The 22930-nt window shown below is 53.8% G+C and carries 14 protein-coding genes; 1 reads left to right on the forward strand and 13 read right to left on the reverse strand.

Annotated features, from left to right (window positions below; genetic code table 11):
- From JRI89_12370 to JRI89_12425, 12 genes are all read right to left on the reverse strand, one after another.
- Positions 1-1496: peptide transporter (locus JRI89_12370; GenBank protein ID MBW2072033.1), on the reverse strand; the 1496-nt coding region annotated here is incomplete at its 3' end.
- A gap of 56 nt (positions 1497-1552) precedes the next feature.
- Positions 1553-3526, reverse strand: coding sequence for a hypothetical protein (locus JRI89_12375; GenBank protein MBW2072034.1), 1974 nt, complete (start codon positions 3524-3526; stop codon positions 1553-1555).
- Between the two features lie 106 nt (positions 3527-3632).
- Positions 3633-8489 (reverse strand): M28 family peptidase, encoded by a 4857-nt coding sequence (locus JRI89_12380; GenBank protein ID MBW2072035.1) that lies wholly within the window; start codon positions 8487-8489, stop codon positions 3633-3635.
- 92 nt (positions 8490-8581) lie between these two features.
- The gene (locus JRI89_12385) at positions 8582-9319 is read right to left on the reverse strand and encodes an ABC transporter ATP-binding protein (GenBank protein ID MBW2072036.1); all 738 of its coding nucleotides are present in this window, start codon (positions 9317-9319) and stop codon (positions 8582-8584) included.
- An 82-nt stretch (positions 9320-9401) separates the two neighbouring features.
- Positions 9402-10088 (reverse strand): FtsX-like permease family protein, encoded by a 687-nt coding sequence (locus tag JRI89_12390; protein MBW2072037.1) that lies wholly within the window; start codon positions 10086-10088, stop codon positions 9402-9404.
- 129 nt (positions 10089-10217) lie between these two features.
- Entirely contained in the window at positions 10218-11024 is an 807-nt protein-coding gene (locus JRI89_12395) for a polysaccharide deacetylase family protein (GenBank protein MBW2072038.1), read from the reverse strand.
- 2 nt (positions 11025-11026) lie between these two features.
- Positions 11027-12202 (reverse strand): glycosyl transferase, encoded by a 1176-nt coding sequence (locus JRI89_12400; protein MBW2072039.1) that lies wholly within the window; start codon positions 12200-12202, stop codon positions 11027-11029.
- Positions 12202-12810, reverse strand: coding sequence for a histidine phosphatase family protein (locus JRI89_12405; GenBank protein MBW2072040.1), 609 nt, complete (start codon positions 12808-12810; stop codon positions 12202-12204). Before JRI89_12405 ends, JRI89_12400 begins: the two co-directional genes overlap by 1 nt.
- Entirely contained in the window at positions 12807-13964 is a 1158-nt protein-coding gene (locus tag JRI89_12410) for a glycosyltransferase family 4 protein (GenBank protein ID MBW2072041.1), read from the reverse strand. Before JRI89_12410 ends, JRI89_12405 begins: the two co-directional genes overlap by 4 nt.
- An 80-nt stretch (positions 13965-14044) precedes the next feature.
- Positions 14045-15316 (reverse strand): glycosyltransferase family 4 protein, encoded by a 1272-nt coding sequence (locus JRI89_12415; protein MBW2072042.1) that lies wholly within the window; start codon positions 15314-15316, stop codon positions 14045-14047.
- 813 nt (positions 15317-16129) lie between these two features.
- Positions 16130-17374, reverse strand: a complete 1245-nt coding sequence (locus JRI89_12420; GenBank protein ID MBW2072043.1) for a glycosyltransferase — start codon at positions 17372-17374, stop codon at positions 16130-16132.
- Positions 17375-17642: 268 nt separating this feature from the next.
- The gene (locus tag JRI89_12425) at positions 17643-18512 is read right to left on the reverse strand and encodes a hypothetical protein (protein MBW2072044.1); all 870 of its coding nucleotides are present in this window, start codon (positions 18510-18512) and stop codon (positions 17643-17645) included.
- 285 nt (positions 18513-18797) lie between these two features.
- Between JRI89_12425 and JRI89_12430 the strand changes: the two genes are divergently transcribed.
- Positions 18798-19973, forward strand: a complete 1176-nt coding sequence (locus JRI89_12430) for a DUF1343 domain-containing protein (protein ID MBW2072045.1) — start codon at positions 18798-18800, stop codon at positions 19971-19973.
- Here JRI89_12430 and JRI89_12435 read toward each other — a convergent pair.
- Positions 19961-22888 carry a DEAD/DEAH box helicase gene (locus JRI89_12435; protein MBW2072046.1) on the reverse strand — a complete coding sequence of 976 codons (2928 nt, stop codon included), beginning with the start codon at positions 22886-22888 and terminating at the stop codon, positions 19961-19963. The two genes, JRI89_12430 and JRI89_12435, sit on opposite strands and share 13 nt — an antisense overlap.
- Between the last annotated feature and the right edge of the window lie 42 nt (positions 22889-22930).

Raw genomic sequence — 22930 nt, forward strand, 5'->3', positions numbered from 1 at the left:
GCTATCATTACCACAGGGAAGACCACGATCTCCGCCTTGATAATGCCGCGAATGCTGGTGCCCGTCAATTCAATCTTGCGAAACTGAACTGTTGCTTCGCCGTAGTTGTGAATGGGGATAGGAGCATACCAGATCTCGATTCCCTGGTAGCCAAAAAATTTTGCCCCGGCAATGAAACTTGCCTCCCTGACAAGAGGCAGACTGACGAACTGCCCGGCGATTCCTTCCATGCGTGCAGTAATATAGGAGATGATAGGGGTGTAGATAAAACCATATGCCAGAAAGAAGAACCAGGGAAAATTGGGAACCAGCCAGACACACATAGAGGTATAGGCCAGAGTGGAGGCCACATAAATACCGATGGCGATCCAGAAATTGAAGTCGCCTCGACCAGGCGGTGGTCGGAAAAGCTCGCTGAAACTGGCTCGCCGACTTTTGGCGCTGTCTCCAAATGAACGGAGTACGTGCCATATCCCTATCGCTCCTATGGCCAGCCCCAGGCCAATGCCAAAGCTCATGTAGAAATCAAAATTGTTGGCAAATACTGTATCTACCGTTCCCATTCCCTTGTGCCAGCGAGTCAATATGCCATGATGGTAAAGAATGGGATTGGCTATCACCGTGATAATCAGCCCGGCCAGGCCGCCCACGACAGCCCAGAATGGCAGCACCATGCCAATAAAAATCAAACCCAGATCGAGCTGCAAACCAGTAGCAACCGCAGGCAGAACGCCCTCGGTATTTCGAGTGAACTCAATCCAGGGAATAGGTATGAGTCGGATCGGCTCTGTGAGAAACAGAGCAGACACTGCCGGCAGCAACACATATATCGACCCGAACACCATGCCGATAACACCGCCGATGCTGAAGACTCGCCACTTCCAGCTCTTCTGTTTGTCCTCGGTGGACTCTGCCAAGGCCATGGTCCCCAGCGCGCCGACTGGAGCCATGGGAAAGGGAAGTTTCTCCACGTCTGAGGTAATGCGATAGAGTGCATAGCCAAGACCAAAATGATCGATCCGCTGAATGATCTGGGAGCCGATCAACAGCAGGATTGGAATCAGCCAGTCGCGGTGGAAGAAAGTCCTTTCTACCAGGGACTCCGAACCAGGGCTGGGCGCCACCCAGTGTGGAATAAATTCGGTAACTCCCAGCATCTTGGCAGCATCTGACTGTACCAGATATTGATTCCAGAGCAGGCCTTGAAAGGGTGATGCCAGAGCAGCGCCAGCCATGTAGTAGAGCAGGAAAATTTCCTGCTGCTTCAACTCCGTGTACGAGCGCTTGGCAATTTCGGCAAAGAGAATTATTGTGACCCATCTGGCTGCCGGGCCAATGCCAGTGCCTATAACCAGTTGCAGGTACATGCTGCCGGGCATCATAAGAAACCCTATGAACACCGCCCCCACAACTGTTTTCCAGTCGAAGCCCTCCTCGAAGTGATCCGGAGGCTTCAACAGATCACGATATTCCTGAAGTTCCTTGTCTTCATACATGGCGCTGCTGTCGTCTTTCTATTACGTCCTCTACTCTCTGCTGCAGTCTCAGTCCCTCAGGTAGGCAGCACGTGATAACTGCTGCTAGTGAACAGCCCCACTATTCCCCAGAGTCCACCCATGAGAAAATCGCCAAGGATGAGGCCAACGAAAAAGAGGCGCACCTTTTTGAACAGGGCCACACCACCATATCTGAGGCTCAAGTGATTGCAAAGCCAGCCTACCAGAAAGCTGAACCAGATAATTTTCATGGCTGAACTGTAGGTGGTGAGATAGCCTAGCGGATGAATCGGCCACCAGTAGAAGCGCTGATAGCCCGTGACGAGCACAAGCATCACCAGAGCGCCAATCACGGAAAAGATGAACACCCACTTGCGAGGTCCCTCTGGAGCCTCCAGCAGCCGCTGCACATTTTCATATACTGACAGGGTCGTTCTAGTAGCCCACTCCAGGTGTAGCTCCCGAATCCCGTACTTGTAGCAAAGCGTCAGCATGGCCACGAAAGAGACCACCACTCCAGCAACGATCACAACCAGGATGCCTGCGAATATGAGTTTTCTATTCCTGCTGCCCTCTCCCACCTTGGCTCCATGCACCAGAGAGGGCATCAACGACTCCCGCATGTCTACGAAGAGAACCTTTTGCATTACGGCAGCCATGAGCAGTCCCACGTTCGTAAAGAAACGAGAGCCCCAGAAAGCCAACATGCCGTCAGTGGGAGCTGCGCTCAGAGTAAAATAGGCAATACCTCCCTGACAGATAATCCTGCTGGCAACCAGGAGGATCATCAGGAAAACTCCCACCAGGATGAGAGTAACTTCGAGCGGCATGCCATACCGCACGCACCAGGCTATCAAAGCGATAGCCCCAAGAACAAAGCCCCAGAAGGACAAGCGCATGGAGAACCACTCTACCCCAGAAGCTCGACGCGGGGCAGTGCTGAAGCTCTGCTTCAAGATATCCAGCAGGTGGTAGCGGGCCAGCCACAGCATAAAGAGAAAGAAGATCAGGTAAGCGCCGATCATCTGGGTCTCTTCAGGTCTCGACAGAGTGGGGCCAAAGGTGATGCCAAGAGCTGCCGCCGGGATGTTGTACCCCAGAACACTCAGCAGTCCGAAAAGCAAGCCGCCAAGGAGAAAGAAGAACCAGAAACTGAAGGAAATCTGCCGAGGCGTCAAGAAAGCAAACCCAATAAAAGCGGGATATATAAAGATCTTCAGCTTGTGAAAGCCGGAAAAGATGCCGTACTTTGGAAAATATGGGCCTGCCAGAATCAGGGTGGGGATCTGGGGTATTGTGGGGATATAGAAATGCAGGCCATTGATCAAGTGAAGAAACACCGTGGCCAGAAGTCCGATGAGCAGAAACTTGTTTGCCAGAAATCCAAAAAATCTGTGGCCGCTGTATGCTTCCTCCATCAGCTGCGGCACTCGTAGCAAGGGAAAATTCATTCTTTCGTTTTCGATCCACTGGTGACTGAACAGGTTCACCATGCACATCATTACCCAGTAGCAAAGCAGAACGAAGCCCGTCCACACCAGCAGCGGCGGCAGCCAACACTTCCATGGGATCTGCGCCAGTACCTGCAGCCATCCCAGCTGATGGCCACCTTCCAGACCTCGGTAGAGAGTCTCTATCGCCCGGGGATCCTTGGGATACCAGCCTGGCGGCAACAAGGGTTGCAGGACTTGCTGCCAGCGGTTCCCCACAGTGGCAAAGTGAATTGGAGCAGTAAGATTGATGAAAAATGTCCGCACAAGACCAGTGTAGGCAATCCCGGAGACCAGCACCATAAGTATCCAGATCACCAGCAGCTCTCGCCCTGTGAGCCAGTAGGATGACCTGATACGCCCCAGAGCAGCAACACCTACAGAAATCCAGAAATAGAGAAAAAAAGGCGCCAGGGGGAAGTGGCCGCCTCCCAGGGGTGTGGCTCCCCTGTAGACATTGTTGAACGGTGTAATCGCAGCAATCAAAGTGGCCAGAATTACACCAATCAGCACCGCACGGAGTCTCACCGGCCCCTGCATAGGTCAAAATCTCCTGCTAAAAGAGACTGTCAGTCTGTACTCAGGATCAAGGAAAAATAATGGTTGGCTATGCCTGGAAGAAACCAGCCCATGCCTCTGTGGGCAGTCATCCTTGCATCCCCTTCGCCTCAGTAGTCACGTGTACCAACAGAATTTTCTCGTATTGAGGTTTTTCCTCAGCCCCCAGTGAACGCCAAATGAGAAGTTGCTTGCGCAGATCGTCAAGAAAGCCCTTGTTCAAACGTTTCCAGGTAGTAGCCTCTCCAGCCTCTCGCACGAGTTTGACCTTGATCACCAGATACCGGGGATCCTCTGCGGCTGGATGAAAGCTGATGTCAGCATTCTGCTTGACACCGAAATCGAAAGGCGCCAGCCAAACTCTCGCATTTACCCGGATATATCCCCGGGAGTCTTCAGTGGCCAGCTCTCCTCGGGTAGTAAGGTTTTTCTCAGCGTCGCCAGAGCGGCCTTCCAGCTGGCTCAGGGAAACTTTCAATTCATCAGTGGAAAACAGACCGTGGGAGACGTCTTCGTGAGCAATGTAGTACTCGCAAAGGTAGCCGCCGATGCCGAACTGCTCCTCTTTGCGCACCAGGAATGGCAGAGTGAGGTCCAGTTCCTGACCTTTGGGCTCGGGCAGAGTCCAGGCGCGGTTCACATCAGGTATGGCAATGTCAGCCGCCATCCTGGAGGGGTAGATAACAGAAATGAGCACCACCAGCACTACCAGCACTGTGGCGGCCACTCCCGCAAGGGAAGAATAGTTAACCGTTATGCCATGCCACAGCGAGGTGCCCACCAGCAGGCTGGCCAGGGTTTGAGCCAGCAGATAGCCGAGCACCGCGCTGAGCACTGCAAAAGCCAGGGATTCGGCCACAAAAAGAAAGGAGACATGATTCGGCGCCAGACCCACAGAAGTGTATACGGCAATCTCTCTCTTCCTCTCATACACGCTGCTAATCATGGTGTTGAGAACGATGAGCACCGAAATCAAAATGGGAATTATAATGTTGGGCACCCCGCTGTAGCTGAACGAGTCAGAGGCATGGTACATGAACCTTCCTTTAGCCTCGCCGCTGAAAAGGGTCAGACCGAAGCGATCAACGAGAGCACGTGCTGTGGATTCAACCGTGCGGTCTGATCCCAGCTTGATAGCCACCGCCTTGAGAATGCCGCCAATGCTCTGCAGAGTCTCGTACGGCAAAATGATGGTGAGATCTGCTGGTATATGATGATACCTCCCCTGGAATGCCTTGATATCTTCACCTGATTCGATGGCATCCATCTCTACTTCGGTGATCTGCACGGCAGCTTCACTCGGAAAGGTCACTGGAGTGACCACCTCGCCATCTAAATCCCGATGCCGTTCCAGATCCTTTCCTCGAAAGCATCCTACCACTCGAAATGAGGTGCCCCAGAGATCAATGCTATCGCTGCCGTCCGAACCCAGTCGGATGCCCAGCTCTTGAGCCAACAGTTCCGGCAGCACCACCACCTGCAACTCTCCCGGACGAAACCAGCGGCCCCGGCTCAGATTCCTGCCGATGCCGCTGACAACAGGTTCCCGGGGACTGAGGCCCAGCACTCCCCTGGCCACAGCTCGCCGATCACCCCGCCGGAGAGAGGCTAGAAAAGGGCTCGATCTGTCGTCACTTTCCATCCAGCCGCGCGGCACCACATCGGCATGAGCACCAAACTCGTTGGCCATCACCTCGAAGGCTTCAGAAGGCAAAGTCTCCCAATTGAGCTCTTTCAAAAGAATGCCCCTGTAAGGCGCCCTGTCTGCCAGGCGCAGCCTTCCCCGGAGTCGAATGCTTTTCACACTGGTAAAACTCATGATGGTAAAGGTAAGGATAATCAGGGTAACACAGGTGAGCCCCGTGCGCAGCTTTCGGCGACGCAGATTGCTCACCCCCAGAACAAAGGCTGCCATGAAGGCTTTACCCTTGGTTACCTCGGAGCGTTTCAACTGATGTGCCTGTTTCTGCAGCTGGGCCATCTCCTGTTCAAAGCGATTGAAAATAATGAGGGAAACCATTATTGACAAGCCGACAATGAGAAAGGCAAGGATCACCACAAATGGACTGTAGGTGAGCTGAAATGCCGGGTGCACCAGATAAATCACCCCGATCACAACCGCGAGGATGCTCATAAAGGCGATGATGCGCTTGTGTATGTTGCTATATGAAAACAGCAGTCGTTCAGCACAGTAGGCAAACGGCACGAACAACGCCACATAAAAGAGCACCCCGAACAGCACATCTCTCTGGGTGTCTTCCACACTGTTATAGACCCGCAGCGCCAGCGCCCAGGAAGCCTTGGCCTCGGCCAGAAAACGGTCGTATCGCTTCTGGGCGCGCGCTTTAGCGGCCTTCTCCAGTGCTGCAGTACCCTCGCGCTGCAGAAAGCGAATCTTCTCATTAAAAATTCCGTGATTCTCCAGATTGGCTATCCTAGGTAGAAGAAGGGTCCACATATCCTTGGCCACTCTATACGGAGTAGCTGGTATGGTTGGCCACTGGTCGATATTGTAGCCTCTCCCTTCAGGCTGATCCGGATCGCCATTAAGCAGGAGAAGTTTTCTCTTGAGCACTGTGTCTGAGAGGGTCAGCTTCATGGAGATTCCCCTCTCGAGAAATATGCTTTCAATAGTTGAGGAACGGGTGTCGATCCTGCTCCAAAAATATCGTCGGGGGGCAGCATCTAAACCGGCGTCGAGAAGTTTAATCTTGGTAAGGTATCGAAAGGTTCTTGGCTCCAGGAGATCGAAAAGAGTTGTCATTCGGCAGGCAAACATTACCAGGTCTGTTTCCATGTTTCTGCGACGCATCTTGACGCGATAGGCAGACTTGCCGGTTTGCCTCTTGTCAATGGCCCATATTATGTGGCCGGTGTCAGGCTCGAAGCGATAAGCTTCGAGTATTGCCTTGCCCACCACGTGCTTGCGATCCGCAAGGCCCCGAATCCTGAAGATGCCAGCTGTATCGACCATATTGTAAAAACGGGCGTTTCCCTGGTAGGTGAGGATGACGGTTCCAGGTGCTGGCTGGTCGGGGAAGAGCTCACCCTGGCGAATGAAGTTGGCCCGACCTGTAAGGGTAGCAAAACCGTTGCGCGGCTGCGTTTCTGTTACCAGTCCTGGTTCGCGACTTAAAGCGCCAATCAAGGCAGAGACCAGTCTGCTTTGTCTGCGCACATATTCAAGATTGACCGTGGGGAGCAGGTCATATGGTGTACCCCAGCGCGACCTGCTGTCATTCAAAGTCACCAGGGTCAAGCCAACCATGCCGGCCATGGTGCTGATTTCTCCCCCCAGGGCGGGTCTGTCGCCAAAATAGCTCTGCCACGGACGAGCAATATTCGGCCGCAAGGTGTCCTTGTAGAGACCTCGGACACCGATTTTTTCTTCCACCTGCGGGGCTATCCTCCACAAGACTCCGCTGATCAGGCTGAAACTGCGGACCATGTTTACTTCGGGTCGAAGCTGGTAAAACCAGCCTTTATAGAAACCGCCAACGCCATCACCATGGCTGGACAGGTGCAGGGAAATGCATGCAGGTATTTCCTTGCCCCTGACGAATTTTCTCAAACGGTGAGCACTTCGGACGCACTGCAGCTGTTCACGGCTGTCTGTCAGAACCCTCTGATGATAGGCCACAGCTCTGGGCACGATATTGAGCAGAAGCTGCCGTTCCTCATCGGATAGACTGTCGTAGACAGTCTGCCACTCGAGCCGCTTCAGGTTGAGGCGCCGTCTGGCCAACTCCTCGATTACTGCTTCGTTGTAGCTGCTTCCCTTCTGCAGCCGGAGCTTCATCAGCTGCTGACTGGCGATATTGATCTCTGTCTTGATCTGCTCTGCAAGGGCCTCCTTGAGGAGCGCCGCCTCCTCCTTCTTGCTCGAGTGCAATGAATCTACCCTCTGCAACAGGGCTATATACTTGTTGGCTGTCTGCATCCTTTTCTTGAGGGCCCTTTGCATCTTTCGCAGTTCTCTGTTCTTGGCACGTATGGCCCAGATGAATTGCCTCATGCCGGCCAGACTCTGAGCGTGCCCGCTAGTGGCCACCAACAACACAGTACGTCCCGGCGGTTCTTCCTTGAAAAATCTCGCCATGTCAAGCAGAGAGGCGATTCCCACAGCCTCGTCAGCACCTGGACCGATGCCGGCCACCAGGGAAGTGCTGTCGTAGAATGCTTCTACCACCAGAAGTTCATCACGGAGTTCAGGATCATTGCCGGGAATCAAGGCATAGATATTTTCAGCGGCTACACGCTGCCAGCCCCCCCGACAGCTCAAGCGTATCAGAGGAGAAACCATCCTTTTCCTGGTCTTTGCAAAGGCGCCAAACAGTTCGCTGGCCTTGTCAGCAGGCACCCAGAAGCGGGGAAATTCTATCGGCGTCAACTCGAATTTGTCATAATAAAGGCCGTTGAGCCCCAGGCCCCGGTCAAGATAGACGACTGCCGCAGCTCCCAGCATGGCAGCATTGATCCAGTTCTTGCCTGAGTCGAGCTCCATGAGCACAATGCTGCCCTTTACTTCAAAACCATTGAAGTCCTCGAGCTCGCCAGTACCCACATAAATAAGCGGCCCCTGCAATCCTGAGATTGGGGTGGTTTGCGGGCTGACAGCATTCAGTTCCACTGGATGGATGATCAGGCTCTGTTCGGTCCCTGGCAAGCTAAGCCTTGCCTGCTGGTACAGGGTCACCGGCAGGAGAAAGCGCTGCCGCTGCACCTTTTCGATGCCCAGCCTCTTAAAGGCCTCGCTGATCAAATCCGCGGCCTGGCGACACCCTTCAGTGCCGGTGCTCCTGTCCTTGAGAGCGGCAAACTGGCGCACGATATCGCCAATACCTGCTGCCTGCACTGCTCCTTTAGAAACAATACAAAGGATCATTGCCAACAGCAGAATGGCTTTTGTGCCAGACACACTGAGCCTGGCTATAGTTGCTCTCATCTTGTGACATTTTCTAGCTGTTGCGCTCATGACTGCAGGGCAATGCTGGCTGAAGAATAAATAGTGTTCCTTTCTGGGTGTTCAGGAAGGTCTCAGGTGCGAGCGGCAATTTCTCCCACAGAAATCGACAGCTGCTCTCTGTCTTCTACCTTGTCAACAAGACCATCCCGTATCCAGACAACGCGATCTGAGACGCTCAACATCTTGAAGTCGTGGGTGGCAGAAATTATTGTCACTCCACGCTCTTCACTCAGCCTCCTTAGAAGTTCGATTATTTCTTCACCAGTGGTGAGATCAAGGTTACCGGTGGGTTCATCTGCCAGAATTATTGCTGGATCATTGGCCATGGCGCGGGCCACCGCAACTCTCTGTTGTTGACCGCCTGACAGTTCCGAAGGTTTATGCTGGAAACGCTCGCCCAGACCAACCACCTCCAGAAGTTCAAGGCCCTTCTCCACAGCAGCGTCATTGTGCATGCCCGCAAAGACCATGGGCAGAGTCACATTCTCCAACGCTGTCATTACCTGAATTAAATTGAAGGTCTGAAAAATATAGCCTATTTTGCGGCAGCGCAGCCAGGCGAGTTCATAGGCATCCAGCTGCGCTATATCCACCTCGTCAATAAAGACCTTACCCGAGGTTGGCTTGTCGAGGCCGCCAATCATATTGAACAAGGTGCTTTTACCCGAGCCGGAGGGGCCCATAATGGAAACGTACTCACCGGCCCGTATCTCCAGGTTGATGCCTTTCAGAGCCTCCACCTTGTGTTTCCCCAATTGGAAGGTCTTTATTACTTTCAGGACACGGACGATGTGATGTTCCTCTTTCATAAATCCTCACCCAAGTGCTCTTGCAGTGCGACCACGCCAGCGGGGTGTGAAGGCCGCCACAGACGATCATCATCGTGGCACCCTAGTGTTCTGCCCGCATTGCCTCCACCGGCTCCATCCTGGCCGCTACTATGGCCGGATAGAGAACCCCCAGAAGACTGAGGCCACAGCCTACGCCAATGGACAGGAGAAAGGACTCTCCTACAGCCGCCCACGGAATGAACTTCCAGACTGCAGCACCAAAACGTACCAGGCCAGTACCGAGGGCAAAGGCCCCTCCCAACAACGACCCGGCTGTGGCCCCAACGAACCCCTGCATGCCAGCCTCCAGCAAAAAGAGGCGCAGGACAAAGCTGTCCAGGGCCCCCAGACACTTGATAGTGCCTATCTCCCGAAAACGTTCGGTCACCGCCATGAGTTGGGCATTGATGATACCCACAGCACACACGAGCAGCGACAGGAAGACGATCCATCTCTGCTTGGCACTGCTGCCCACCGAGGTGGTTCCTGGGGTCACGTCAAAGCCGGCCTGGATCAGTGCCCTGTACATGGCAGGATCATCGCTGGCCAGAGCGCCGTTGGCCACATCAGTTCCTACCCTTACATAGCTGAAAAACAACACCGCCAGCACCAGGCTCATGGTAGTAATGAGCGATCTGAAAAAGCGCACTCGCAGGCTTTTCAGGCTTATTTCTACAGATTTTCTGAATGGCAGCACCACCTGTCTGTCAACAGAACTGGGGGCACCTGCAGACGATCCTGAAGACATTCTCTACAATCCTGTATTGATTCAGTAGTGTGAGATTCCAGTTCTTTGAAAACGAAAAAATAGCACATATGGCAGTGGGCGCCAAACTGGAAATGATGCTCCTGCCGTCCCTGTCAACCTGTCACTCCCTTACCTTTGCCTTTGCTTTTCCTCGCCCAGCGTCCCCAGATGAACGATTCTCACATGCTGCCACTGCTTTAAAGTTTCCAGGAGAAAATCCAGGAAGCGGAAAGCCGCCCGGTTCATCCTCTGGTGATGTATCATGAAGCCGCAGAATCCGGCCTGCATGCTGTGCCGCATTTCGCACCACAGACCGTTCCAGCCCTCTTCGGCTGAAGTCTCTTTTCGAGTGTGCAGGTCAACTGTCACTGGCAGGTGCAGAATGTTACCCTGCCAAAGAGGCCCAGGGGAGCCGCTGGCGGATATGGCTCTATAGCCGAGGCTGCTGAGGGCGGCCAGCGTCTCCTGATCGCATCGATTCCAGGGCGGGGTGAAAATACGGTGTAACTCCTCATTGATCAGTGAGCTCAGTCGTTGGAAGCCCTTTAGCAGATCAGCTCTTTTCGCTTCTCTGGAGCGACTCGGGCCAAACTCCTGCTTTTTCCCATCTTTTTCGTGGTTGCAATGGCGCCAACCGTGTTGAATCCAGGCCCATAATCCGGAATTTCCACCACAGCTATCAGCCAATTGCTGCCAACGACTGCAAGTGAGCCAGGCAGGGACGACCGCCAGGGTGAGAGGGACCGTGTGTCCTCGAAACAGTTTGACCAGGTGAGCAAAACTGCGGCTGGGAACCCCCACATCATCTGCTCTGAAAAATACAACAATCTCTTGCTTTGCTGCAGCAAGAGATTCAGCTAAGATGCACCGCAGCTGGTCGGCCATATCTGTTAGCGGCTCCACCCAGAGGGAGGAGATTCCCGAGCTCGCGATCACAATTATTCTCTATCCTTTCCTGCTACCCTGTCATACCGCGATTCCAGCCAGAGAGCAGTCTCGACAGCACCATCGATTCTAATTTCCCCGCTCCTTGTGGGGCGACCTCTGGCAAGCTTTCTGGCAACCGCTGCTGCCAGCCAGTCTACATCCAGAGTCTCTACTGCCTCCACATCGACAAGACGCGATAGCTTGTCCACCCTGAACCGCTGTTCACGGTTCTGCTCGAAAGGCCAGAGAAGCGCTGGTACTCCACAGGCAACCACGTTCATGCAAGTATTGTATCCAGCCATACTGATAGAGAGATCTGCAGCATCAAGATAAGAAAGGAATAGCCTGGTAAAACGGCGGACAGTCACATTGGTGTATGCCCTGGCCTGCAACTGTTCAAATTCCAGCTCGCTCATATAGGGCCCAGTGAACATGAACAACCACATTCTCTTTTTGCCAGTCAATTCACGGTAAACATCCAGCACTGCATGCAGCAGCGGCGCCCCTACCCTGCCCCCGCCAATGCTGGCCACGAGCACTGTTTCCGCTGCGCCGATCCCCAGGCGCTCTCGCAGTTTGGCGCCGGCATGCTCCTCTGGTCTGGCTGTGACGAACCCGGTGTACACCACAGGGATCTGAATATGCTCAGTGCTGCGAAAGGACTCAGCCAAAGTGACTACGGCAGGGTCAGCATGAACCAGCAGTGCATCGAAGTAGGTGTTGAGTACAGCCAGCACTCGCTGCTCATAGGCTCGCTGATCTTGCTTTTCAACCAGGATGTCTCTCAGGCTGCAGACAACCCTGGTTGGTCCCAACTCTCCGGAGCGAATACCCTCGAGGATAGGCAGCAATTCGAACTTGAAGCTGTTGCGCCCGAAAGGATACAGCTCCACTAGAAAAAGATCAGGGTTGAAGCTCCTCATGAGCGCCATTAATATCCTTTGCCTCTCTTTCTTTACCTCCTTCAGTGAGCGGCCGGCTTCACCTGGATACACTCTGGTAAATTCCGGGTCCATTCTCAGTTCAGGCAGCTGGCAAGTGCGCACCTGCTCCGGCAGCTCGATTTCCACAACAGGGCCTCCGGTGACCAGCACCACCTGGTGCCTCCTGAAAGCCCTGGTCAACTCCACGGTGCGGAATAGATGTCCCATGCCGAGGACATGCTGGCAGTATTGCACTATTTTCATCACTCTATGGGCTCATTCAGGCGCGCAACAGCAATATCAGCAGCATTGCAGGAAAGACGATGCAGCCGGTGCGGCTGCAGCAGCGGCGGTTCTTCCGGCAAGAACATCCTTTGCAAGGCCCGGTAAATTAAACACTTCAGTACTCCTCCATGAGTTACCACCAACAGTCGGCCGCCCTCGAATTCACTGCACAGATCTTTCACAGCCATGCTGCTGCGGAGAAAAAGTTCTTCTCTGCTTTCACCCCCTGGAGGCCGAAACTGCCATCCGCGTCTTTGCTGTACTGCCAGTTCTTCAGGATCCAGATCAACAATTCTCAGCCCCGACCAGCAGCCCCAGTCAAGCTCCCGCAAGCGCGGCTCAATAGACCAGGACAATCCTAGACTCTTGTTGAGAAGATGGGCGGTCTGCCTGGCCCTGCCGAGGTCGCTCGACACAAGATGATTCCATTTGTGCCGGCGCAAGGCTCTCCCCCATGCCATCGCATGCAGGCGGCCCTCATAGGTGAGCATGCTGTCCTGCTGGCCCTGGATGCGCATTTCTCTGTTCCAGACGGTTTCAGCATGGCGAAGCAATACCACTTCCGTTGTCTGCTGCTCACGTCTCACTGGCAGTATCCAGGCGATCTCTTTGCAGCTGCTCTCTCAGCTGTCCTAGCTGTCTCACAAATAATTTCATTTACTCGACCGTAATTCCGCAGAAGGTCGTGATGCTGTCTGACGTATTGCTGGGCGGCCTGTCCCATTTGATACCGCTGTTGCCTGTCTAGTACCAATTTTTCTGTGGCGGCAATAAGTTGTTCTGTGCTGTAGGGCTCCACCAGCAGACCGCTCACGCCATTGGCCACAACCTCAGGAACACCACCATCCGCAAAAGCTACCACTGGCAGTCCGCATGACTGCGCTTCAAGAAAAACCATTCCCAGAGACTCCCTGATACCGGGAAAAAGGAACAGGTCACCGGCGCTATAGAATCGATACATTTCCTCTCGGGGTACCTGGCCAACAAAACGAACTCTATCCTGAAGCCAACCTTTTGCCAGGCGCTCCAGGGTTCTTTTTTCTGAACCTCGCCCGGCAATAGCCAGGTAGATGGAATTATTCTTTTGCCGCAATTTTCCACAACAGCGAATCACCAGGCCGATTCCATCACTTTTCACCCCGGGGCGAAACATGGCGGCAGACAAGACTACCACTTCGTCAGTTATTCCCCATTCATGCCGTAGCTGCTCTCTGGCCATGGGATCAAACTGGAACCTGTCGGGCTCGAGACCGGGCACTATATAGCTCAGTTTTTCCTGGGGCAGGAGTCTCTCGAGATTCAGTAAATCTTCCTTTCTATTGGTGAATACGTGCGCAGCCGCAAGCAGGGCGTAGCGATTCAACATGAATCCTGGCCAGGTCCGCCAGTCTTTCTTTCTTTTGGTGGAATAGATTCCTTGAAATATGAGGTAGGGAATCTGCAAACGCCTGCAGCAAAAAGGCCCGATTATGTCTGGCGCCTTATAATAAGTGTGATAGCTGAACCAGAGGTCCACCTGCATTTCTCTGGCCCTTTGGCAGGAGCGCTGCAATGCCAGCATTGCTCTGGGCCACAACCAGGGTCGCCAGTAGACCCACCTGGCACGAAATCTACTCATCACTCCAAGGCTGTGGCCACACTGCTGCAGGTAGTGGTAAAGTCCGGTGCCGATGGTGAGATCTCCTGACGGACGTGGATGAGAAAGTGGTTTAAAGGGCGCATAAAAGCCGATACGTAGCATTGTCTCTCAATGGCTGCTGGGGCATGCTTACCCTACTACCAATTTGCCGCTGTCTTCAGTAAGTGCCAAGAGCAGCGTAGCTAGCCAGCCATGACCTTGCCTGGTCGTCTCGGCAAACCCGCATCTGCAAACAACTCCCCCAGCTGGCCGATAAGATGTCGATTGTCGAACTGGCGCAGCACCTTGTCTCGGGCCGCCTGAATAATGCTGCTGCGCAGCTCCTGGTCCAGCAACAGCCTTTTCATTGCTGCGGCCATGGCTTCGGGTCGACCTGGCGGCACCAGCAGGCCATGGCGACCATCTTCCAGTGCTTCCGGAATGGCAGAAACCGTCGTGGCCACTACCGGTAGTCCCATGGCCATACTTTCAAGAAGCACGTTGGGAATACCATCTCTGTCACCGTTTCTGGCCACCTCGCAGCCCAGGACAAAGAGATCAGAATTCTGGTAATGCTGCAGAACTTCCTCGTGAGGCAGCGTGCCGAGCCATTCGCTCATCCGACCAAGATGGAGCCGAGCGAGTTCCTGGAGGATCTGCTGCCTCTGTTCGCCATCCCCTATGAGGGAATAATGAAAGTCCGTCCCCCTATCTCGCAGCAGCTTCAAAGCACGGAACACTGTGGGCAGCCCTTTTTTTTCCACCAGACGCGCCACCGACAATAATCTATAGGGCGGCTCAGGTCTCCGCTGTGTAGAAACTGCGGAAAAAAGGCGCACATCAATGCCATGATAGATGCAGTGAATGGGGCCAGCTCCAGCAGCAAGTCGCTCGAGATACCTTTTATTGTATTGTGTACAGGTAACCACAAATTGCGCCAGTCTGATCTTTTCCTCGAGCTGCTCGGGAGCCGAGGTGTAAATGTCTTTGGCGTGCGCCGTAAAACTGAAGGGCAAACCAGAGAGACAGCTGCTAAACAAGGCCACCGAAGTAGGCGAATGAGCAAAGTGAGCGTGAATATGCTGTACCCCCGAGTTGGGCAAAACCGCATGGACAAGGTAGCCTGCCTGCAGCAGATGCTTGATAGAGGCAAGCTTGTGGCTGCGCCTGTAGCGTTTCACCATGAGCCTGTACGCTTTTGCGTAGGCTGCAGGCCGCCTGCCCATCAACTGGACATTGTGGTACATCAAGCGGGCAAGGGGTGCGATGAGCGTTTCCGGCAAATAGTCCACGGGTGCTTTGATCTGGCTGACGCTCTTATGACTAAAGGCTTCTCGCGGCTGGCGCATAGAAATGATATGCAGAGGAAACCCCATGTCTTCCAGGAGTAGAATCTCATTTGAGATAAAGGTCTCTGAGATGCGGGGGTAGCCTTTGAGCAGGAAACCAAGCACTTTTTCAGGACGACAGGTCATATACAAACTCTAGAGATGGCTGCTGGCATGGCAACGACGGGCTCTAGGCTCTGCACTCTGGCAGGAAACAATCACCCAGTATCTTGATACGAACAGAGGAGCCAGGAGTTTTCACACTCCACCATTCATGGCCAATCATCTGCCTTGGTGTAGCTGTCTGCCGAAGGGCGCTCCCTAACGCTAAGCAGTATCGGTTGACGGCAAAATGAAAGTGCACCCCTTGCACTAGCCGATTGCTGCCGGCTAACCTGAAGGCTGAGCCAGTGGCTCAGTATTACAATGGCGCCATGGCGCAATTGCTTGCCGAAATAGATAGCAACACAGGGCAACGCAGGCTAAAGCCTGCGGCTACCAACTGGCTGCCGATCTTGGTTATCAGGTGCATTTCAATTTTGCCATCAACCGAAACTTCTAACCGATAGCCAGGTTTTAGAAGCCTCTGCCCTTACCTGACCCATGGCTCCGGCAAGCCGTACAGGGTCTGTTACGTCTTTCGGCTAGCCGTTTCGAGGAAGAATGCTAACATGTAAAGCGCTGTCCAGTCCAGCAGGAAGAGCTCGTTCATTGCCGCGGCAATCAGACATCTGCACATACGATGTTGGTTGCAATACTCTGGGGAAATTCTCCAGATGATTGTCTGGCTATTGCGTGAATCGCAGCGGCCTGGCTGGAAAGGCTTAGATATTCGCAGGCAACGCCTGAATGTTGGCTGGACCAGAACCAGCTGAGGGCAAGCACCAACTGCCCCATTAGGGCCTGCATGAAATAAGGATGTGCCAGGAAGGGTCTCGGCCAGCTGCTGTCAGCAGGAAATCATGCACTCGCAGTCATGCTGCATGAATTCCTCTGTTGATCCCCTTCATTGTTCAGCAGGCGAAATTCGGCAAGCCGCCGCCGAATTACTTCTATGGCAGTAAAGCGGAAGTCTTCTATGGCCTGCAGGTAAGGCTCCGGCCGTTCGAGAAGAGAATGCACTTTCTGACGGAGCAAATCTGGTTCGAGCTGCCGCCACGGAATATAGTCCACCAGTTGATGCTTGTGCAGGATCTGCGCCCGTATGAGCTGCTCCCGCCTCGGTTGCTCTCGCGGCACGATGAGAGAGAGCTTTTTCTGGCTCAACAGTTCACAAACCGTATTGTAGCCGCCCATGCTTACCACCAGATCAGCAGCACCGATTATTCGCTCCATCCGTCGGTAGAAGCGATAGAAGCGGATTTGTAGACGCCTCGCCCGCCGGGCAATCTCGTTGCGCTTCTTTTTGGGCATAAAGGGTCCGGTGATAATAACCGTCTTGTAGTAAGGAAGTTCTGCTTCATTCTCCAACATGGTCAGGTAGGTGTCCGTCAAGGCATAGCCGTCACCCCCACCTCCAGTTGTGACCACCACCAGTTTGTCTCCTGCACCGAGTCCTTGCTCTCGCCTCACCTCCCTCAGGGTGGCTGGCTTGGTTACCGCCCGGGCAATATAGCCGGTAAACAAGGTCTTGCGGGCGATTGATTCAGGAAGCTGATATTCTCTGATAGGATCGTAATATTCTTGTTTGCCATACACCCAAATTTCCGAGTAGTATCGCTGCAAAACCTGATAGACGCCTTTTTCTTCCCAGTCCCGCCGCGTACTTTCCGCATCGTCCATTATGTCTCTCAGGCCCAGCACTGTTCTGGTGCGGGGTTGACAGCGCTGCATCCATTTCAGGGTGGGAATAACCTCCCTTTTAAGACCCAGGGGAGCTTTATCAACAATAAACAGGTCTGGCTGAAAGGCCTTGGCTGTGGCGGTGATAATTGTCTGCCTGATGTTGAGAGCATGCTTGGCATCTATTTTGATGGAAAGCGGCAGGTACTCTTCATTGGTCATCTTGATCATGCCGGGAATTCTGACAAAATCAATCTGGCTGGGAAAATCGAAACGACCCACAATAGGAGAACCCGTAAGGATGAGGATATTGACATTTGGTTCTCTCAGTTGCGTGGCTATAGCCAGAGTACGCCGGATATGGCCCAGGCCATAGGTGTCGTGAGAGTACATGAGAATATTGTAGGTGGGCCTACGGGCCATGCCAGTTTCCAGTCGGTGTGGGTATCAAAAATATAATAGGAAGGTACTTCCGAGTGGCCCTTTTGGTTCAACGGCCAAAACAGAGAGACTTTACTAGATGGATCTTCAAAGGTCAAGAGAAACTCCCGACTCCTGGCGGTGTGATTGAATGGCGTAGGGTTCTGCAAGTGAACCGTCTTAGGTGGGCAAAAACAGCTAGTTCAATAGAGGTCCCATTATTCCAGGGCTCAGGCAGCTTTTGGCAGCCAAAAAATCATTGCCACTGGCGCTATGCGCCAACATGTATTTCTTTCTTCTTCCTCCTCAGCCTTCTTCTATTCCACTCTTGATACAGATGGGGATAGGTGACCTTCCACAACCTTTGATACCAGACCCATTGTGCGGGATATTGTCGAACTATCTCTTCCAGGGCATGCATCACCATCTGGGTATTTCTTTGCAGATCAGCTCTGATATCCCCAGTCTTTTGCATGGTCAGGGGACTGCCCACATGAACCCAGAGCCCATAGTCTGCCTTTCTCAAACAAAACATTGGAATGACCGGGCTCTTGCATCGCATACCCAGCAAAGCAGCAGCCGGCGTCACAGTAGTGCGCCTCCCCAAAAAGGATACCTCGACCCCATGCTTGCGTCTGCTTTGATCCATGGTGAAGGCAACAATTTCTCCTGAGCGTAGCGTTCTTCTCATCTCCTCCAGGGCATCTTTCTTGTACAGCACCCTGTTGCCAAATCTGGTTCGCAAATGATGAAGCCAGCGATCGAGCCGCTTTTGCCGCAGACTTCTGGCTATCCCTGTAAGAGACCTTTTTAGATAGCAGCCAATGAACTGAAAGCCCATCTCCCAGTTCGCCAGGTGTGCAGAAACAATAATTGCCCCCTTGTTTCTCTGAAGGGCATCCTGCAAATTTTCTTTGCCTGTCAGGTTGAACATGGCCAGCAGGTCTTGCCGTCTGACAAACGTCGAATGCACAATTTCCAGAATAGTAATCCCCGCGTGTTTGAAAATGTCTCGACGAAGTCTGCGAATACGGTCTTCAGGCCAGTGTGGAAAGCAGAATCGCAAGTTGGTTGTCACCAGGCGCCGGTGAGGTGAGTCCATGGCGTACAACACCATTCCCAGCAGCTTCCCCGAGTTCACGATATGCCTTCTGGGCATACGAGCAATAAAAGCGCGCAATTCTTTACCTGCCTTCTCACTCAATAATCTAGACCTCAACTGAACATGCATGCGGCTGCTGTTCCACTTGCCGCAGCCACATGCCCCCTTGACTGTGCTGGCCGCCCATTTATAATGGACAACAACACTGCCGTACAGTATGGCTTGAACCTCCACTCGGGTCCAGGAGAAAGTTCTGTTGTTCTTCCTGCCGCCGACCCGGAAATCTTTTTGGAAATATCTCTTTTATCACCCTGGATAAACTGCATGGCATCAATTGCTCTCGGTATCGACGCCCTTCTTCTGACAAAGCCGCAGTGGCTCACCACAGCGCGACTGGGGCTGCTCGCCAATCAGGCTTCAGTCGACAGCCAGCTCATTCATACCAGTCAGCGACTGTTGGCTGCCGGCGCTCATCTGACAGCCCTTTTTTCTCCGCAGCATGGATATCATGGTGAACAACAGGCAAACATGGTCGAATCCGCCAACTTTGTGGATGAGGAACTCAAGATTCCCGTGTTCAGCCTGTACAGTGATACCAGGAAGCCCACTGCTGAAATGTTAGATCTCATCGACATACTGCTCATCGACCTCCAGGACGTGGGCACCCGCGTCTACACTTTCGGAACTACCCTGGCACTCTGCCTGGAGGCAGCCAGGCAGCATGGCGTCAGGGTTGTGGTGCTGGACAGGCCGAATCCTGTGGGCGGCCTCCACGTCGAAGGCAATATTTTGGACATGGAACGGCGCTCTTTTGTGGGCTACTTCCCTGTGCCCATGCGCCACGGCCTCACCCTAGCGGAAATGGCCCGCTTTTACAACATGGAATTCGGCCTTGTGGCTCAGCTCGAGACCTTTGTCATGGCAGGCTGGTCGAGAGCTATGTTTTTTCGCCAGACAGGGCTTAACTGGGTGCCGCCGTCACCCAACCTGCCCACGCCGGAGTCCGCCCTAGTTTATCCAGGCCAGGTAATCCTGGAAGGCACAAACCTCTCAGAAGGCAGGGGTACCACCACTCCTTTTGAACTCTGGGGCGGACCTTATGTACAGCCAAGAAAAATCTTGGAGAAACTGGCAGACCCTGAACTGGAGGGGGCCCTGCTGAGACCTGCTGTGTTTCAGCCCTGTTTCGACAAGTGGTCCGGCCAACAATGCTATGGTTTCCAGATCCATGTCACCTCAGCTGATAAGTATAAACCCTTTGCCACCTCTCTCAGCCTCCTCCAGGCCACAATTCTATCTCATCCAGACGAGTTCGCCTGGCTGCCGCCGCCCTATGAATATGAGTTTCATCATCTACCCATAGAGATCATTCTCGGTAGTTCCACCCTGCACAAAGATCTAGAGGCAGGAGTGCCCATAAGGGATCTGCTTGACAGTTGGGCTCCGCACCTCAAAGACTACCAGGAATGCTGCCAACCGTATCTACTTTACCGGGATTGACTGGACACTGCTCCGCCTCTGCTGTTCTGTGCCTGCCTGATAATGGTTTCCAGTTGCCAGTCCAGCGGCAGTCGTACAGCCTTCCCCTGCCTGGTGGTGTAGAGCAGGTAGCCATTTTGCAGCCCAAATTCAAAGAGTCTCCAGGTGATGCGGACATCCTCCTGACAATAGCTGATGAGCGCCTGCAGATTGCCCTGTTGAAACCAGCGAACCGCCTGGATGCCGTCAGCGCTTTTTGGCTGCCCCAGGGTCTGCTCCGCCAGATGGCCAAGGGCAATGCGGAAGCCCAGCCGCTGGTAGATGTCTTCCAGAATGTCAAAAGTAGGCAGTTGCTGCAGGTCAAACGAAGTATAAGCCCCAAGCACTCGAAAGTCGAATCTCTTGATGTTGAAGCCCACTAGTAAATCAAACTGGCTCAGCCGTTCTATCAATTGCTCCACTCTCTGCTCATCGAACACTTCGAAGCGCTCGGCGCGCTGGTCGTAGAGCACTGCAACCGCGAGACGCATCAGGTGAATATTGCCCCAGCCGCCAACCTCATCCGCCAGTCTCTGAGTTTCCAGATCCAGGCAGGCGATTGCCGGCTCGCTGGCAGCGACCTCTTGTGATTCACTAGCCTGGATTTGCAAATCCACTTCCGTCTCCTCCCCCACTTCACTGTGCAAGGGCAGTTCATCCAGAAGAATCCGAGACAGCAGAATGGTCGCCTGTTTGTCCAGAGGCTTGTTGCCGGAGCCGCATTTTGGTGAATGGATGCACGAGGGACAGCCGCTGTCGCAGGGGCAGGAAGCTACCAGATCCGACGTCTTGCGCAGCAGTTCCTCGATCATGTCGAAGCCCCGCGCCGCCAGCCCCACCCCTCCGGGGGTGCCATCATAGACGAATACCGCGCTCTTGTGCAATTGCGGGTGCAGTGGAATGGCAATGCCGCCGATATCATTGCGGTCGCACAGGGCAAAGAGGGGAAACATACTGATGAGGGCATGTTCCAGGGCGTGGATGCCTCCCATGAAATGAAAGTTGCGGCGGCGAATCATTTCCTGGACAAGGTCTTCTATTTCCAGCCAGAACCCCATGGTTTCGAAACTCTGGGGCGGCAGCTCCAGCGGTTCCCTGGCAAGAAGTTCGCCGCTGTAAAGGCTGCGCTTTTCATATTCCACCACCTGTTCTGTAACGCGCAGTCGTCCAAAGCGGGCAAGAAAGTTGCCCACGGGTCGACTCCTCTCCACAGCAAGGATCCGGGTATCTTTGCTGCTCAGCGCCCTGGTGTAATAGCGGACATTGGTGGGCTTCACCAGGACATTGCACCTCTTGAGGTCCAGTCTGGTCACCAGATATTGCTGCCCGCGGTGAAGATAGACGGCGCCCGGATGGCATTCCTTGAACACTCGCACCCCGTCGTTTTTCCCAACCACCTCCTTTTCCGGCTCCTGAATAATAGTATATCCTTTGCCAACAGTCCGAATATCCACCATTCTATGGGGCCGACGGGAGGCTGCATACCATTCGTCCCCGGCAGCACTCCTCAGAAGTTTTCCCTGCTTTTCCAGCCTTGTCAGGCATTGGCGCAGGGGACCATTGTCTCCGTAAAGATCAGTGTCGAGCCGCATGGGGAGTTCTGCCGCTGCACAGGGTAGATGCGCTTCCACCACCTGTTGATTGTCTGGGTCGACCACAGCCGTTTCAAAAGAGCGCCGAAAGAAGTCGTCAGGATAGCGCATGAAGTATTGATCCAGGGCATCGGCTTGCGCCACCAGAATCACAACCGAATCGCGCCCCCCCCGGCCCACCCGACCGCTTCGCTGCCAGGTGTTGATTATGGTCCCTGGATAGCCCACCAGTATGCAGACATCTAGGCCGCCAATGTCGATTCCCATCTCCAGAGCGCTGGTAGAAATCACGCCCGCCACCTGACCGCTAGCCAGCCCCTGTTCAATGTGTCTCCGTTCTTCAGCAAGAAATCCTGCCCGGTAGGAACTCACCCGCGATGAAAACTCTGGTGCGGTTTGGCTTACTGTCATATGAAGAATCTCTGTAGTCTTGCGAGCTTGAGTGAAAGCAATGGTCTTGAGCCCTCGCCGCAGGGCATGCACAAAGAGCCTGCCAGCCACTGTGGTGGCGCTGAGTTCAGGGTTGACGAAAAAGAAATGCCGTCCGGCCTGTGGCGCACCATTGGCATCCACGGCCGCAAAGGGCAAACCTGTCAGGGTGGCGGCGAATTGAGCTGCATTGGCAATGGTCGCAGACAGAAGAATAAACTGCGGTCTGGACCCGTAGAGCCTGCACACCCGCTGCAGTCTTCTGAAGATCTGGGTGATGTGCGAGCCAAAAATGCCGCGGTAGGTATGCACCTCATCCAGCACCACCAGTTTGAGCCGTCGAAAGAACTTTTCCCACTGCTGATGGAACGGCAGCAGGGCAAGATGGAGCATATCAGGATTGGAAATGATAAGATCCGGCATTTGTTTCTTTATGCGTCGCCGCTCTGTTGGAGCTGTATCGCCGTCATATATTGCAGCCCTGAGCTGCATCTCCTCGGGGAGGGTCTGATTGACGGAGAGAAAGGCTTGCAGTTGGTCCTGGGCCAGGGCCTTGAGGGGAAAGAGGTACAGGCCATGGCCTCTTTCTTGCCCGGTCAGGAGTTCGAACAGGGCCAGATTATAGATGAGTGATTTGCCGGTGGCCGTGGGAGTGGCCACAACCACGTTCTTCCCCTGGCGGCAGAGATCGAGCGCTTCAACCTGATGCTGATAGAGGCGCCTGATGCCCAGCTGGGCAAGACCGTTTTGCAACTGGGGCGCCAGAGGTTGCCGCAGGCTGCCATAACGAGCACTGCGCCGGGGCAAGAACTGATAGTGTGCCAGTCGAGCGCCGGGAAGTTCAGCAGTTTTGAGGAATTTCACAAATTGTTGCATGCAGCTATCCTTGCTCTGTCAGACAATTCCAGAATTCGCCAG

This window comes from Deltaproteobacteria bacterium (assembly GCA_019309045.1).
Taxonomy (GTDB): Bacteria; Desulfobacterota; Syntrophobacteria; order BM002; family BM002; genus JAFDGZ01.

Excerpts from the sequence above, each read along its gene's own strand:
- JRI89_12375 (MBW2072034.1), bottom strand. The coding sequence starts at position 3,526 with ATGCAGGGGCCGGTGAGACTCCGTGCGGTGCTGATTGGTGTAATTCTG.
- JRI89_12380 (MBW2072035.1), bottom strand. The coding sequence starts at position 8,489 with ATGAGAGCAACTATAGCCAGGCTCAGTGTGTCTGGCACAAAAGCCATT.
- JRI89_12385 (MBW2072036.1), bottom strand. The coding sequence starts at position 9,319 with ATGAAAGAGGAACATCACATCGTCCGTGTCCTGAAAGTAATAAAGACC.
- JRI89_12390 (MBW2072037.1), bottom strand. The coding sequence starts at position 10,088 with ATGTCTTCAGGATCGTCTGCAGGTGCCCCCAGTTCTGTTGACAGACAG.
- JRI89_12400 (MBW2072039.1), bottom strand. The coding sequence starts at position 12,202 with ATGAAAATAGTGCAATACTGCCAGCATGTCCTCGGCATGGGACATCTA.
- JRI89_12410 (MBW2072041.1), bottom strand. The coding sequence starts at position 13,964 with ATGCTACGTATCGGCTTTTATGCGCCCTTTAAACCACTTTCTCATCCA.
- JRI89_12415 (MBW2072042.1), bottom strand. The coding sequence starts at position 15,316 with ATGACCTGTCGTCCTGAAAAAGTGCTTGGTTTCCTGCTCAAAGGCTAC.
- JRI89_12420 (MBW2072043.1), bottom strand. The coding sequence starts at position 17,374 with ATGGCCCGTAGGCCCACCTACAATATTCTCATGTACTCTCACGACACC.
- JRI89_12430 (MBW2072045.1), top strand. The coding sequence starts at position 18,798 with ATGGCATCAATTGCTCTCGGTATCGACGCCCTTCTTCTGACAAAGCCG.
- JRI89_12435 (MBW2072046.1), bottom strand. The coding sequence starts at position 22,888 with ATGCAACAATTTGTGAAATTCCTCAAAACTGCTGAACTTCCCGGCGCT.